Below are 14,139 nucleotides of genomic sequence, written 5' to 3' on the forward strand. Positions count from 1 at the left end.
GCGGCCTGGCTATTTCTGCTTTCCGTTTCAGCGCAGCACCGGCGTATCCGGCAGCCGGTTGCGTGCGTCGGCCGCTTCGGCCGGCAGGCTCTCGCGCAGCGCCTGTTCGATGGCCGAGATGGCCTTGAGCAGGCCGGCTTCGTAGCGGTGTCGGGCCATGTCCTGCTGCAGCGCCTGGCAGATCGCCTGCCATCTTTGGGCCGGCACCGGCACGCCGCGGTCCGGGATCAGTTCGATGCAGTGATCGCCCAGGGCAAGATAGAGCAGCACGCCGGTGCCGCGCTCGGTGTCCCAGACGCCTTCGCGGCCGAAGACTTCCAGGGCGCGGACGCGGCCGTCTTCCGGCGTGTGGGGCAGGCAGGTCTCGACCACCAGCAGCAGTTCGCCCTCATGGCCGGTTTCCGCCGCACGGATGGCCTCGGCCAGCCGCGCCATGGCCGCCGGGCCGAAGTGGCGCCGCCGCAGCCAGGCGCCCCGGCAGGCCGTCCAGCCGCTGGCGGCGATGGCCCTACCAACGACCGGATGCACCGCCGCCTCCGCTACGTCCGCCGCCGCCGCCAAAGCCCCCGCCAAAGCCGCCGCCGAATCCACCGCCTCTTCGGGAGGACCAGCCGCCGGTGCTGGGCCAGGCCCCGCCCATGTGGCCGCGGCGCGAGGCACGCGCGCGGCTGTTTTCCTTCTTGCGGTGCTGCGCCGCCAGCAGCGCCAGCATGAATCCCGCGCCGGCCCCCGCCAGCGCCAGCAGGAGCGAGCCGCTGAACAGGTACGCCAGCAGCGCCGCCCCCAGCGCGGCCAGCCAGGGGGGCATCGCCAGCAGCAGAAAGGCGCCGAGCATGTAGAGATCGCCAGGCAGTTCGCGCGCGGCGCGCGCCGCATCCTGCCGTGCGGCGCGGGCTGGCGCGGGCAGGGCTTCGCCGCGCACCAGCGCCTCCAGCGCGTCCACGCCCGCCGCGATGCCGCCGGGGAAATCGCCCTGCTGCAGATGCGGCACGATGCGCTCGCGGATGATGCGGCTGGCCTGCACGTCGGTGACCGCGCCTTCCAGGCCGTATCCCACTTCGATGCGCAGCGTGCGGTCCTGGCTGGCCAGCACCAGCAGGATGCCGTCGTCCACGCCCTTGCGGCCGAGCCGCCATTGCTCGAACACGCGCACGGCATATTGCTCGATGCTGTCGGTGCCGGTGGTGGGCACCATCAGCACGGCGATCTGCGCGCCTTTTTCCGATTCCAGGGCGGCAAGCCGGCTTTCCAGCGTTTGCTTGAACGCGGCGTCCAGGGTGCCGGTCAGGTCGGTGACGCGCCCGGCCAGCACGGGGACCGGCGCCGCCTGGGCAGCGGCCGGCGCCGGGCTGGCGGCCTGGGACGGCGGGGAAGCCTGCTCGGGTGTTGCCGCGGGCGGGGTGGGCGCGGCGGGCGCGGCGGCGGCCTGCCCGGGCAGGCCGGCCACGGCCAGGACCAGGGCCAGCAGCAAAGCCTGTCCCGCTGACCGCCACGCGGGGCGGCGGCCCGGACGGGTCTGGCGCAAGCCGGTCATCGGGCCGGGGCGGGCGCGGGGGCGCTGGTGCCAAAGTCCACGGCGGGCGGGCGGGACACCTCGGCTTCGTTTTCGACCGAGAAATTCGCCTTGGGCGAATAGCCGAACAGCTTGGCCGTGATCACGCCGGGAAACTGGCGCACCAGCACGTTGTACTGCTGCACCGACTGCACATAGCGGTTGCGCGCCACGGCGATGCGGTTCTCGGTGCCTTCGAGCTGCGCCAGCAGGTCGCGGAACAGGGCGTCGGCCTTGAGCTGCGGATAGTTTTCGCTGACCGCCAGCAGGCGCGAGAGGGCCGAGCCCAGTTCGCCCTGGGCTTGCTGGAAGCGCTGCACCTGCTGGGGATCGTCGAGCTGGTCGGCGGTGAGGTTGATCGAGCCTACCCGGGCCCGGGCGTTGGTGACGTCGGTCAGCACCTGCTGCTCGTGGCTGGCATAGCCCTTGACGGAGGCCACCAGGTTGGGGATCAGGTCGGCGCGCCGCTGGTACTGGTTGAGCACCTCGGACCAGGCCGCCGTGACCTGCTCGTCGGCCGACTGGATGGCGTTGTAGCCGCAACCCGAGAGCGACAGCGTCATCAGGGCGGCAAGCAGAAGGGAAAACGCACGTTTCATGGCAGGAAAGACGACGACGGGGGAACCCGATTACAGCAGTTTTGCCGTGCGCCCGCCACCGGCCCGCCGCCTTGCCATCCCCGGCTCAATTGCCTTGCAGCCACCTCTGATAAGCCGAGCGGGTCGTGTCGGACACCGATTCCAGCACTTTCCGGTGATCGACCTGGTGGCGCAGCATCAGGCGCGCATCGGCCACCGCGCGCGATTTGCAGAACCAGTGGCAGCTGTGCTGGAACAGGTACAGCTCGGCCGAAAGATGGTAGGCGCGCGTCTTGGCATCCCACTGGGCTTCGTTGTCCACGGCATGGCGCAGGCCGGCCGCATGGATTTGCAGCAGCGCGCGGAAATCCCGCAGCGCCGCCGCGGGAAGGAAGCGCTCGGCATAAGGCACGCAGAACGGGAAAGTGCCCATGAGCGTGGCTTGCGCGTCTTCCTTCTGCATGGCGTTGGCCAGCGATCGAACCTGCGCGGCCGCCGCGCGTTCGGTCTGCGCAAAGGTCTCCAGCACCTGCAGCTGGCGTGATTCCGACTGCTCGTGGATGGCGCGGGTGTAGCCTTGCGTGAGCGTTTCCATATGGCGTTCGAGCTGCAGCGTGGCCAGATGGCGTCCCAGCAAGGCGATGCGCATGCGCTGGTAGCGCACCCGCAGCGCCTGCCAGGCCACGATAAGCATCAACAGAAGTAAGGCGATATCCACTGCTGCGCGTCCTCTTAAGCATCCCGCCTTGCGGGCGGCACAAAAACAAAGGCCCGGGCCGGGGCCTGGGCTTGCGTGAAAACCGGTTGGATTCCTGGGGGGCCTAGTGTAAACAATGGCCAGCAGCTTTCCGGGCCGGGCGCGCGGCCGCCCAGCCCTTATTTCCCGTTGCCGCCCAGCGCCTCGATCAGGTTGCGGAACGCGGGCACGTCGTATCCCTGGCGCCAGACCAGCAGCGTGTCGACGGAACCGACCGGCAAGGTCTTCATGGCCGCGGGGACATCGTTCATCCTGAGGACGCTTGCAGGCAGCAAGGCCACGCAAGCGCCTGCCGCCACGCAGGCGATCATGGCGTGGTAGGAAGCCATTTCCAGCACCGTCCATTCCGTGGAGCCGGCCACACCCAGCAGGTCCTCGGCGATGCTGCGGTAGCTGCATCCCTGGGGAAACGCGGCCAGCGCGCGCGTGCGCAGGTCGGCGGCCCGGCGCACGCCGGCCTGGCTGGCGGGCAACAGCAGCTTCAGGTCCTCGCGCCACGCCCGCACCGAGGCCAGCCCCATATCGGCCAAGACGGAAGCGTCCTGGAACGAGGGTGGCAGGGCGACGAATGCACAGTCCAGCCGGCCTGTGCGGACCTGTTCGATCAGGGGCCGCGACGGGCCCGTGGCCAGCTCCAGGCGCGTGGACGGATGGCGCGCGTGGTAGGTCGTCAACAAGGCGGGCAGCCGGCTGGCCGCGGTGCTTTCCATGCTGCCGATGCGCAGCGCGCCGCCCTGGCGTCCCCCGCTTACGACGTGCCGGGCTTCGTCTTCCAATGCCAGCAGGCGCGCCGCGTAGTCCAGGAAGCGCTCGCCGGCCGTGGACAGCGCCATGCGCTTGCCGGTGCGCACGAACAACTGGCAGCCCAGTTCCGCTTCCAGTTGCTGGATGCGTGTCGTGACGTTGGACGCGGCCCGTCCCAGTCGGGCCGCCGCATGGGTGATGCTCAGTTCGGATGCGACCGAGCGGAAGATCCTGAGCGATTCCGAGTCCATGTTGTTCTCTAGATTGAAATGATTTGATTATTTTATTCTTATTATGGGAATATCTGCCGGTGATCACGCGCTCCAAAGGAAACGATATGAACGCAAGCCGCGAGTTTCTGGGCCGGCTCGGCCTCCAGCATCCCATCATCCAGGCTCCGATGGCCGGTGTCTCCACGCCCAGCCTGGCGGCGGCCGTCTCCAATGCCGGTGCGCTGGGTTCGCTGGGCATCGGCGCAAGCACGCTCGCCCAGGCTCGACAGGCCATCGAGCAAACCCGCTCGCTGACCTCGAAGTCTTTCAACGTCAACGTGTTTTGCCATGCCCCGGCCCGCCGCGATGGCGCGCGCGAGGCGGCATGGATCGCCCACCACGCCCCGCTGTTTGCCGAAGTCGGCGCGACGCCCCCGGAGAGCCTTGGCGAGATATACAAGACCTTCCTCGGCGACGACGCGGCGTTCGCGCTGTTGCTCGAGCACAGGCCGGCCGTGGTGAGCTTTCATTTCGGGCTGCCGCCGGCCGATCGGATCCTGGCGCTGCGCCAGGCCGGCATCTATACGCTCGCCACGGCGACCAGCCTGCAGGAGGCCCGGCGCATCGAGCAGGCCGGTGTCGACGCCATCGTGGCCCAGGGCATCGAGGCGGGCGGGCACCGAGGCGTCTTCGACCCCGACGCCGGCGACGAATGCCTGAGCACGTCGGTGCTGGTGCGCCTGCTCGTGCAGCGCACTTCGCTGCCTATCATCGCAGCCGGCGGCATCATGGACGGCCGCGGCATCAAGGCCGCGCTGGACCTGGGCGCGGCCGCCGCCCAGCTGGGAACGGCTTTCGTGCTGTGCCCGGAATCCGCCGCCAACGAGGGCTATCGCGCCAATCTCAAGAGCGAGCGGGCCTGGGCAACCCGGGTGACGCGCGTGCTGTCCGGCCGGCCGGCACGGGGCATGGTCAACCGCTTTATCACGTTCGCGCAGTCCCCCGGCAGCCCGCCGCCGGCGGACTACCCCGTCGCGTACGACCTGGCCAAGCAGCTGAACGCGGCGGCGGCCAAGCTTGGAAACGACGAGTTCGCCGCCCAGTGGGCAGGCCAGGGCGCCCCGCTGGCGCGGGAAATGCCGGCGGCGCAACTGGTTGGCGCACTGGCCGGCGAGCTGTCGGCTTGAGCCCGGCCGCGCGAAGATTTACGGTGCGTTCAGCCCACAGCTAAGATAGGAGGCGTTGTGCCGCCGCGGCGGTTCATCGTCTCCATCTTTCCTGCTTTCTTGAGGTAACCATGAGGAAGACGCAGCGTGTCGATTGAAGCGGTACGAAGATTCTTCGAGGAGAAAGCGCCCGGCATCCAGGTTATCGAACACCAGCAGAGCACGGCCACGGTCGCGCAGGCCGCTGCGGTATTGGGAGTGGCCCAGGCGCAGATCGCCAAGACGCTGGCGCTCGGTCTTGCCGATGGCCTCGCGTTGTTCGTGCTGGCCGGAAACGTCCGGCTGGATAACCAGAAATTCAAGGCGGCATTCGGCGCCAAGCCCCGGATGCTGCCGCCCGATCAGACCCTGGCATTGACCGGCCACCCTGTTGGCGGCGTCTGCCCGTTCGCCGTGGGCGATGAGGTGAAAATCTACTGCGATGTCTCCCTGCAGGCCCATGAAGAGATCTACCCGGCGGCCGGCTCGCCCAATAGCGCGGTACGGCTTTCTCCGGACCAGCTGGCGCAGCTGGTCAACGCGCAGTGGGTGGATATCGGCAAGGTGTAGGCAAAGCCGCACGCCAGCAGGCGTCGCTGGACGAAAAAAAAGGCCGAAACACGCGGTGTCCGGCCTTTTTTTAATCGCCCATGAACCTAGGTGGGTGTTCATGGACCAGAATCTGGAGCGGGAAACGAGTCATGCATTAGAGCGCTAAGTCTCTGTTTCCCAATCACTTTCTCCACTGTGGTGATTAGTGAAGAACTCAATTATAGCCTTGTTTTTCGCCCTCGGCAACAAAGTTCATCCAACCACTTCCACCAGCGTCCAAGGATGGTCCATCCACCCGTCGTTACGCCTGATGCGTCGAGCTGCTCAGCGGGTTTGAACCGCCCCGGAAAATCTGGAGGCTCCATTCCTTGAGAAGATGGAGCTATGAGCAGAGCAAGCAAGTTCTCCCCGGAAGTCCGGGAACGGTCGGTGAAGATGGTGCTGGAGCACCAAGACGAGTACGAGTCGCAGTGGGCGGCGATCGTGTCGGTGGCGGCCAAGGTTGGCTGCACGGCCGAGACGCTGCGAGGCTGGCTTCGCCAGCACGAGCGCGACACGGGCAAGCGTGACGGCGTAACGACGGCCGAGAAGGAGCGCATCAGGGCGCTCGAACGCGAGGTGCGCGAGCTGCGCCAGGCCAACGAGATCCTACGCAAGGCGTCGGCGTATTTTGCCCAGGCGGAGCTCGACCGCCCCTTCAAACGATGAAGCGATTCGTCGATGAGCAGCGAGACGTTCACGGGGTCGAGCCGATCTGCAAGGTGCTGCAGATCGCCCCGTCGACGTACTACGCGCATGCGGCCAGGCAGGCCGATCCGGAGCTGCGATCGCAGCGGGTGAAGACCGACGAGATACTGATACCCGAGGTGCAGCGCGTGTGGGACGACAACTACCAGGTCTACGGGGTACGCAAGGTCTGGCGGCAGCTGCGGCGCGAGCGAGTCGACGTTGCGCGCTGTACCGTGCAGCGGCTGATGAAGCGGCTTGGGCTGAGGGGCGTTGTTCGAGGCAAGGCCGTGCGCACGACGGTGAGCGATCCGAAGGCGCCGTGCCCGCTCGATCACGTGAAGCGGCAATTCAAGGCCGATCGGCCGAACGCGCTGTGGGTCAGCGACTTCACGTACGTCTCGACTTGGCAAGGATGGGTCTACGTCGCTTTCGTCATCGACGTGTTCGCCCGTCGCATCGTGGGCTGGAAGGCCTCCTGCTCGATGCAGACGGACTTCGTGCTCGACGCGCTCGAGCAGGCGTTGTACGCGAGGAAGCCGGTCGGCCCGGATCGCCTGATCCACCACAGCGACCGAGGCGTCCAGTACGTGTCGATCCGATACACCGAGCGGCTGGCCGAGGCGGGCCTGGAGCCCTCTGTGGGCAGCGTGGGCGACTCGTTCGACAACGCACTGGCCGAGACCATCAACGGCCTCTACAAGGCCGAGGTGATCCATCGGAAGTCATCCTGGCGCACGCGCGACGAAGTCGAGTGGGCCACGCTCCATTGGGTCGACTGGTTCAACAACCGCCGATTGCTTGAACCGATCGGTAATATCCCGCCGGCCGAAGCCGAAGCCAACTACTATTCGCAACCCAACGAGTCCGTCATGTCGGCGTGACTCAACCCAAGGAGTCTCCGGGAAACCCGGGGCGGTTCAGGTTCGCTATCGAACTCCAACTTGCGACGATCATGACTTGCGCTCGCTCCGCAGGCAGCGCGGGGTGGTGTCGCGTGGACTGCCTGGCACCTGGACGGCTGTAGGACACGACCGCCGGCATCGGAACACCGCAAGTACTCATCTTTACATCGCTGCGGCTAACTTCGCCGGAGCGCAACGCGGCGCCAGTGTAGTGGCAGCCAGCCTCAACGAAGGCGTGCAGCAATCCGGTTCATCTGCTCGATCTCCGCGCGCTGGCCATCGGAAATCGCTTGGCATAGGTTGACGAGTTCCGGATCTGAGAGCTGCGCCTCGCGGCACATGAGGATAGCTCCCGAATGGTGCGGGACCATAGACGCGATGAACTGTCGATCGCCGATTCCGGTTTGAGCACGGGTAGCGGCAAAAGAACCGAGTGTGAGAACGGCAAACAAGCCGTACAGCACGAGATTGAGCCGCCGGTTTGGAAACATGCCGTGCATTGTCGCTAGCATGAAGATGCCCATTGGCGCCCACATAGTGACCGCCATGTAGAGCATGTTGAGATTGTTTCTGAAGTCCCTAGCGCCGTCGATCATGCTGAACATTACGAAGTACATGACGACGAGTCCCAACACCATGTTCACCCAGAACTTGGCGTATGGTCGGCCGTGCTTACCCATCTGACCGGATGTGTGATGTTGATGTTCATGGGAATGTTCAGCCATCTCCGTCTCCTATTTGCTGGGGCAACCTGGCAGGGTCACTGGTACTGCGGCAGATACTTTGTCGATATATCAGCATGTGGAGCGATGCATCACTAACCGCTGATTTCCAGTCCCCAACTGGACGTAGGGGCGTCGAACGCTTCAACTCGCGGGTCTTGAACCGTCTGGATATCAGACCATACCAAATCGGTCTTGATGGGCTTTGCGCCACCTATGACGCTGGTACCGTGAGCGCCAATATCGAGCTTGCGTCCTCATCGCTCGATGGGCCGGCAACTGATCGATTCTTGCATATCAAGCAAGACAAGGCCACCTGCGGCGGACGCCAATGGCCTCCTCCGCCTTCGCTTAGGGCATCGCCTCAAGCGTCCGTCGCAGGCCATAACGACACAACAGCCCTTGGGCAAGAAAGGAGCCGGTGATGTAGCGCACCCGAAAGGAGACGAAGACATGCACAAGGACATTTCAACATCAAAGGTGTTCTATCGTCCCATCGAGGCGGCCATCCGATGGGCTGGGTTGCTGCGGTATCTGCCGATGATCCTGGCCACGATCGCGTCACCGCGTGTCCTGCCTCGGTCGCTGAACTGCCCTCGATGGAATGAGTGCCGGCTGCACTCGGAACGTATCTATGACGGCATCCTCAACGGAGAGCTGCCCTACGGCAAGAACGGGATCACGCTCAATGATCCGAAGCTGCTCAATTCTCTAGATCTGACTGTTCGCCATGTCGATCTGAAACGCTGGATGCGCACCCACTACCCCGAGCACCGGCCAGGATTTCTGTTCAGCCGTGGCGAACGCATGGCGCATCCTTTCATCACCATGGAAACAGGACAGGCGATCCTCGTGGAGCGGCTGGCCCTTCAGGCCGCGCTTGAACAAGCCCGACGTGAGATGCGAGAACTGCAGGAGCAGCACGACACGCTACTCAAGCAATCCTCGGTGCTGTTGGCATCCAAGCAATGCGAGATCAGCGAACGGGCGGAAACGACCTATCTCAACATCATTGGTGGGATGTTGACGCTGATGCTGAGCCAGTCGCCTTCAGGCGTGCCCTATTCCAGCTTCAAAACGCAGGAGGCCCTTGTCTCTGCATTGGTCGCCCACTACGGCGGCACCATGGGCATCACTGAGCGCACCTTAAACGGAAAGTTCGCCAACGCTAAGAGGTACGTCCGTAGCGCAAGCGCATGAGGTTATCCAGCTTGTATGTGCAATCGCGGAGATTGCATTTGCAATGTCTTTCCGCAGCCAGGTCTATTGAATAGAGGTCACGCCAACAAACGCCACCGAGCGTTCAGGAGTGACCGCCATGTCGCAGACCCCTGTACTCCCGCCGATCGAGCGCCGCATCCTGCGGCTCGATGAAGTCGAAGCCAAGTCCGGCTTCAAACGTGCCCACATCTACAACCTGATGAAGAAGCGCGAGTTCCCCCAGGCGCTGCGCCTGGGCGTGCGCGCTGTCGGCTGGGATTCGATCGAAATCGACCAGTGGATCGCCGAGCGCCTCAACCACCGGACCTGACCCGCTCTCCCGCGGACTTCCCATTCCCAGCCGGAGAGCGCCATGCAGGTCGTATCCATCATTTCAACGAAGGGCGGCGTCGGCAAGACCACGACGGCCGCCAACCTGGGCGGGCTCGCCGCGGACGCGGGCCTGCGCGTGCTGCTGCTCGATCTCGACGTGCAACCCACCTTGTCCTCCTATTACGAGTTGGCGCATCGCGCACCCGGCGGCATCTATGAGCTGTTGGCCTTCAACGAGCGCGACCTCGGCCAGCTCGTGTCCCGCACGGTCGTCGCGGGCCTGGACCTGGTGCTGTCCAACGACCATCGGGGCGAGCTGAACACCTTGCTGCTGCACGCGCCGGACGGGCGCCTGCGGCTGCGGCATCTGTTGCCGGTGCTTGTTCCCCTCTACGACCTGGTGCTGATCGACACCCAGGGCGCGCGCTCGGTGTTGCTGGAAATGGCGGTGCTCGCTTCCAACCTTGCGCTGTCGCCCGTCACGCCGGAAATCCTCGCGGCCCGCGAGCTGCGGCGCGGCACCATGCAGTTGCTCGAAGACATTGCGCCGTACCGGCACCTGGGCATCGAGCCGCCGCCGCTGCATCTGCTCATCAACCGCGTCCATCCGGTGTCCGCCAATGCACGGCTGATCCAGCAGGCTCTGCGCGACCTCTTTCAAAACCATGCCGGCATCCGCGTGCTGACCACGGACGTACCGGCCATCGAAGCCTATCCGCGCGCCGCAACGCGCGGCCTGCCGGTGCATCGGGTCGAAAACCGCCAGCCGGCCGGCAGAGTCGCCCCGGCCGCGCTCGATACGATGCGCGCACTCGCGAGCGAGTTGCTCCCACAATGGCAGGACCGACTGGCTCAAGTATCCGGCCGCCCGCAGCGACCTCTTGATCCTGGGAGGCCCCATGGCGAACGCACATGAGCTGGCCCGCGGGCATAAGCGGCTGCGCGCCCTGATCGAGTTCGCGGTCGGTGAAGGCTGGCACGTCAAGCGCACGCCGGGCGGGCACCTCAAGTTCACCAAGGCCGGCTGCGCGGCAATCTACACCAGCTCGACCGCGAGCGACCACCGGGCCGAATTGAACGCCCGTGCCCAGATCCGCCGCGCCGAGCGAGAAGCCCGCTTGGCGCCGGTCGGCGGTCGCGGGGACTGCGAGGGGTACGGCCATGGCTGACATGACCTCGCAGGACATGGCCGGCAAGCTGCTCGCGGCCGGCTTCGAGCGCAGTGGCCCAGCGGCTACGGCCTTGACCGATCCGATCGCCGACACACCCATGGTCGTGACGCTGGACCAGTTGCGGCCCTACGACCATGACCCGCGCATGAAGCGCAACCCCGCCTACGAGGAAATCAAGGCGTCCATCCGCGAGCGCGGCCTGGACGCGGCGCCGACCATCACGCGCCGGCCCGGCGAGGACCACTACATCATCCGCAACGGCGGCAACACGCGGCTGGCGATCCTGCGCGAACTCTGGTCGGAGACCAAGGAAGAACGCTTCTTCCGCATATCGTGTCTGTTCCGGCCATGGCCGGAGCGCGGTGAAATCGTCGCGCTGACCGGGCATCTTGCCGAGAACGAACTGCGCGGCGGCCTCACATTCATCGAGCGCGCGCTCGGCGTCGAGAAAGCACGCGAGTTCTACGAGCAGGAGAGCGGCGCCGCCCTGAGCCAGTCAGAGCTGGCCCGCCGCCTGGCGGCCGATGGGTTTCCCGTCCAGCGGTCACACATCACCCGCATGGCCGACGCGGTGCGCTACCTGCTGCCCGCCATTCCCACTGTGCTCTATGGCGGCCTGGGGCGCCACCAGGTCGAGCGGCTGTCGGTCATGCGCACGGCCTGCAAGCGCACCTGGGAGCACTATGCCAAGGACCGCACGCTGCCGCTGGACTTTGACAGCTTCTTTCAGGAGGTGCTGGCGCAGTTCGACACGCAGGGCGACGAGTTCGCGCCGCAGCGCGTGCAGGACGAGCTGATCGGCCAGATGTCCGAGCTGCTGGGCGTCGGCTACGACGTGTTGGCGCTGGATCTGACCGAATCGGAAAGCCGCCACCGGGCGCTGGTCAGCGATCCGACGCCACCTGCGGCGCCGCCGGCGTTGCCTTCGCCCACCGCCAGCACGCCGACTCCCCCGGGCGCAGCATCGTCCATTGCCACGCCTGCACCAGCGGCCAGTCCATCACCCGCCAGCCCAGCGGTGTCCGAGCCCACTTTGCGCCACGACGACACGGCGGCTGGCGCAGCGGCCACGGGAAGCCAGGCGGCCGCACCGGGCGATCTGCTTCGCGAGCACATCGTCTCGCCGGCACCGACGACCGAGCGGCTGCAGTCGATCCAGCGCATGGTCGCCGACCAGTTGGGCGATGCGCTGCCGCCCGACTTCTCGGCGAGCGTGCTGCAGTCCATCCCGGTGCAAGCCGGCGGGCTCTATCCGATCTCCGACGTCTGGTACATCGACGCCGGCCTGGACACGCCCGATCGGCTGCGCATCCACATCGCGCAGTTCGCGCGTGAAATTGCCGGCGAGGCTGGCCTGGACGAGTGCATCGAGGACCGCGCCGACGGCATCGGGTTTGCGTGCCGCGCCCACGGCCAAGCCCCGTCGCCGCTCGGCCGCGCGGTGCTGACGCTGCTCGCTTCCCTGACGGGTCAGCCCGTCGCCGAAGCGGGCGTGGACGGCGCGCAGCTTGCCACCGACCTGCCGACCCTGTTGCATGGCCAGAGCCAAGGCCATGGCAGCGGCGCAAGCCGCTTGAGCGACACGGCTTTGGTCAAGCTATTTCGGCTGCTCCGTCTGGCGCGGCGTCTGCTGGACCTGGAAGCCGGCTCCTCGGCGCCCGGGACGTGAGCGAGGGAGGCCGCATGTCCACATCGCATCCGCTCAACCAGGCCGTGATTGCCCAGGCGCTGTATGACCTTCGCAACGGCCAGCTGCGCCGCTGCAAGGCCATGGGCTTCGGCGAGGCCGAGCTGGATGCGCTCAAGCATCCCGCGCTGATCAGCGTGCTGGCCAACGCCAGCGTCTCGTGGTGCTCGGTCACGGTCAACCGCGAAGTGCTGCAGCGCCTGCTCAACCAGGCACAGGACGTGGAGAAGGAAATCGCCACGGTCGATCGCATGCTGCGGTTGGGGGGCAGCACGGAGATGGTCAGCCGCTTCTATGGCCTGACCCATCAGGAAGTCGCCTTGAGGCGGGAGATCCTCGGCCTGCCCAAGCGCAAGGGGCGCCACCCCGTCCTGGACGAGACTCAGGACACCGAACTGTGGCGGCAATGGAAAGCCATGACCAGCAGCAGGAACGTCGATCTGGAGGACGAGACCTCAGTTCTCGATGCGGCCATGGACCTGGCCGAGGGCATGTCACTGCCGCTCTCGGTGGTCTGGGCCGCGATCAGGAACTGGGTCGATCAGGGATTGGGCTAGGCCATGGCCGTGGACGACACCGCCCCACGAGCCCAGCGCCCTGGCCCCATCGCCCTCGCCGACCTGTTCGACGCTGCGCTGAAGGACCTCACGCCCAAGCCAAATCCCAGCGCGCCAGCGCCCATGGCAGTGCCCACGCCTGCGGCGTCCGGCGACGCCTTCCTGTTCAGTGGCAATCGGCATGAGAGCGTGCCGCGGCGGCTGTTCCTCGACCGCCGCCTGACACCGCTGGAGCGCAACGCCTGGCAGGTGTTCCGGCTGATGCTCAACGACGACGGCGTCACGGCGTTCCCGACCTATGAGCAGTTGCGCCCCTGGCTGGCGTCCATGCCCTGCGCGGGACAAGCCTCCCACGAGACCGTCGCGCGGGCGCTGACGCTGCTGCGCCTGACGCGCTGGCTGAGCCTCGTGCGGCGACGGCGCGACCCCAAGACCGGCCGCATCCTCGGCAACCTCTACGTCCTGCACGACGAACCCCTGACACCGTTCGAGGCCATGCAACTCGACGCCGACTACCTGGCCCTGGTCAGCCAGTCGCTGGGGCATTCGGCCAAGGCCGTTCAGGTGGTGGGACTCAATACCCTCCAGGAGATCGCGGACGACCCGATGTTGTCCGGACGCACCTTGCCGTCGCGGCTGCAAGTGCTCGCCGAGCGCCTGGCCGACCAGGGCATCACCGCCTCCGAAAGTTATCCACAGGAGGATGCGATCCACGATTCCGAAGAAGGGCTCACAAGCCTTCTTCGGAATGGCGAACGCCCCTCTTCGGAATCCGAAGCAGGGCCGAAACCCGCGCCAGACGGCGCTCTTCGGAATCCGAAGCAGGACCGTACAGTACGTAGTAGTCGTATTGATGAAGTACGTACTACCGCGCAGGCGCGCGCGCTGGGCGACCTGCAATGGCCCAAACGCTTCACGGATCTGAAAGCGGAACAGCAGGCCGGCGTCAGGATGGCGTTGCAGCAAGTGGACGCTGCCCTGCGGCAGGCCGTGCTGGACGAATGGGCCGCACGGTGCGGCAAGCATGGCATCCGCAACCCCGCCGGATATCTGTTCGGCATCATCCAGCGCGCCATGCGCGGCGAGTTCAATGCCTGGGCCAAGCAGACCGGCCCGGCACCGCCAACACCATCGGCGACGCGAGCGCCACCATCCGAGCCGCCGCGCAACGTCGTGCCGCCCGAGGTGGCCCGGCAGCACATCGAGCGCCTGCGCGACCTGCTGCGCAAGACCTGAG

At 66.2% G+C, this 14,139-nt stretch carries 16 protein-coding genes and 1 other annotated feature; of the genes, 10 read left to right on the top strand and 6 right to left on the bottom strand.

Features of this window, described 5'->3' with window-relative positions:
- Window positions 1-27: 27 nt before the first annotated feature.
- The 5 genes from V8Z80_RS11060 to V8Z80_RS11080 form a co-directional block, all read right to left on the bottom strand.
- Window positions 28-528, bottom strand: a complete 501-nt coding sequence (locus V8Z80_RS11060) for a TPM domain-containing protein (RefSeq protein WP_336062049.1) — start codon at window positions 526-528, stop codon at window positions 28-30.
- A complete protein-coding gene (locus V8Z80_RS11065; RefSeq protein WP_336062050.1) occupies window positions 509-1,471 on the bottom strand; it encodes a TPM domain-containing protein in 963 nt (320 codons plus the stop codon). Before V8Z80_RS11065 ends, V8Z80_RS11060 begins: the two co-directional genes overlap by 20 nt.
- 59 nt (window positions 1,472-1,530) lie before the next feature.
- Window positions 1,531-2,151: a LemA family protein gene (locus V8Z80_RS11070; protein WP_155197165.1), complete on the bottom strand. Its 621-nt coding sequence runs from the start codon at window positions 2,149-2,151 to the stop codon at window positions 1,531-1,533.
- 85 nt (window positions 2,152-2,236) lie between these two features.
- Window positions 2,237-2,824, bottom strand: a complete 588-nt coding sequence (locus tag V8Z80_RS11075; RefSeq protein ID WP_336062065.1) for a hypothetical protein — start codon at window positions 2,822-2,824, stop codon at window positions 2,237-2,239.
- 182 nt (window positions 2,825-3,006) lie between these two features.
- Window positions 3,007-3,882: a LysR family transcriptional regulator gene (locus tag V8Z80_RS11080; protein WP_155197166.1), complete on the bottom strand. Its 876-nt coding sequence runs from the start codon at window positions 3,880-3,882 to the stop codon at window positions 3,007-3,009.
- Between the two features lie 86 nt (window positions 3,883-3,968).
- Here V8Z80_RS11080 and V8Z80_RS11085 point away from each other — a divergent pair, with 86 nt between their 5' ends.
- The 3 genes from V8Z80_RS11085 to V8Z80_RS11095 all read left to right on the top strand — a co-directional run bounded on the left by V8Z80_RS11085 (window position 3,969) and on the right by V8Z80_RS11095 (window position 7,210).
- Window positions 3,969-5,030: an NAD(P)H-dependent flavin oxidoreductase gene (locus V8Z80_RS11085; protein WP_155197167.1), complete on the top strand. Its 1,062-nt coding sequence runs from the start codon at window positions 3,969-3,971 to the stop codon at window positions 5,028-5,030.
- 126 nt (window positions 5,031-5,156) lie between these two features.
- Window positions 5,157-5,618, top strand: a complete 462-nt coding sequence (locus V8Z80_RS11090) for a YbaK/EbsC family protein (RefSeq protein WP_336062051.1) — start codon at window positions 5,157-5,159, stop codon at window positions 5,616-5,618.
- Between the two features lie 366 nt (window positions 5,619-5,984).
- Window positions 5,985-7,210, top strand: a protein-coding gene (locus tag V8Z80_RS11095; RefSeq protein ID WP_109842673.1) for an IS3 family transposase whose coding sequence is annotated in 2 segments (ribosomal slippage) — window positions 5,985-6,270 and window positions 6,270-7,210 — 1,227 coding nt in all. Because the reading frame shifts where the segments join, the coding sequence is not laid out codon by codon here.
- Window positions 6,263-6,379 (top strand) — a sequence feature (AL1L pseudoknot). (Overlaps the previous gene by 117 nt.)
- A 245-nt stretch (window positions 7,211-7,455) precedes the next feature.
- Here V8Z80_RS11095 and V8Z80_RS11100 read toward each other — a convergent pair.
- On the bottom strand, window positions 7,456-7,956 hold the full coding sequence (locus V8Z80_RS11100) for a DUF305 domain-containing protein (protein ID WP_175216813.1): 501 nt from the start codon (window positions 7,954-7,956) through the stop codon (window positions 7,456-7,458).
- 450 nt (window positions 7,957-8,406) lie between these two features.
- Here V8Z80_RS11100 and V8Z80_RS11105 point away from each other — a divergent pair, with 450 nt between their 5' ends.
- The 7 genes from V8Z80_RS11105 to V8Z80_RS11135 all read left to right on the top strand — a co-directional run bounded on the left by V8Z80_RS11105 (window position 8,407) and on the right by V8Z80_RS11135 (window position 14,138).
- Window positions 8,407-9,153 carry a hypothetical protein gene (locus V8Z80_RS11105; RefSeq protein WP_003120040.1) on the top strand — a complete coding sequence of 249 codons (747 nt, stop codon included), beginning with the start codon at window positions 8,407-8,409 and terminating at the stop codon, window positions 9,151-9,153.
- A 118-nt stretch (window positions 9,154-9,271) separates the two neighbouring features.
- Window positions 9,272-9,484 carry an AlpA family transcriptional regulator gene (locus V8Z80_RS11110; protein WP_042992898.1) on the top strand — a complete coding sequence of 71 codons (213 nt, stop codon included), beginning with the start codon at window positions 9,272-9,274 and terminating at the stop codon, window positions 9,482-9,484.
- 42 nt (window positions 9,485-9,526) lie between these two features.
- A complete protein-coding gene (locus V8Z80_RS11115; RefSeq protein ID WP_042992897.1) occupies window positions 9,527-10,402 on the top strand; it encodes a ParA family protein in 876 nt (291 codons plus the stop codon).
- Window positions 10,386-10,655, top strand: coding sequence for a hypothetical protein (locus V8Z80_RS11120; protein WP_042992896.1), 270 nt, complete (start codon window positions 10,386-10,388; stop codon window positions 10,653-10,655). The genes V8Z80_RS11115 and V8Z80_RS11120 overlap by 17 nt, the downstream gene beginning before the upstream one ends.
- Window positions 10,648-12,327: a ParB family protein gene (locus V8Z80_RS11125; protein WP_042992895.1), complete on the top strand. Its 1,680-nt coding sequence runs from the start codon at window positions 10,648-10,650 to the stop codon at window positions 12,325-12,327. Before V8Z80_RS11120 ends, V8Z80_RS11125 begins: the two co-directional genes overlap by 8 nt.
- A gap of 14 nt (window positions 12,328-12,341) precedes the next feature.
- Complete coding sequence (locus V8Z80_RS11130; protein ID WP_023087324.1) at window positions 12,342-12,902, top strand: DUF2857 domain-containing protein; 561 nt, start codon at window positions 12,342-12,344, stop codon at window positions 12,900-12,902.
- A gap of 3 nt (window positions 12,903-12,905) precedes the next feature.
- Window positions 12,906-14,138, top strand: coding sequence for an STY4528 family pathogenicity island replication protein (locus V8Z80_RS11135; protein WP_023087323.1), 1,233 nt, complete (start codon window positions 12,906-12,908; stop codon window positions 14,136-14,138).
- The last annotated feature ends 1 nt before the right edge of the window (window position 14,139 follow it).

Source organism: Orrella sp. JC864 (genome assembly GCF_037026685.1).
In the GTDB taxonomy this organism is placed as follows: Bacteria; Pseudomonadota; Gammaproteobacteria; order Burkholderiales; family Burkholderiaceae_B; genus Orrella.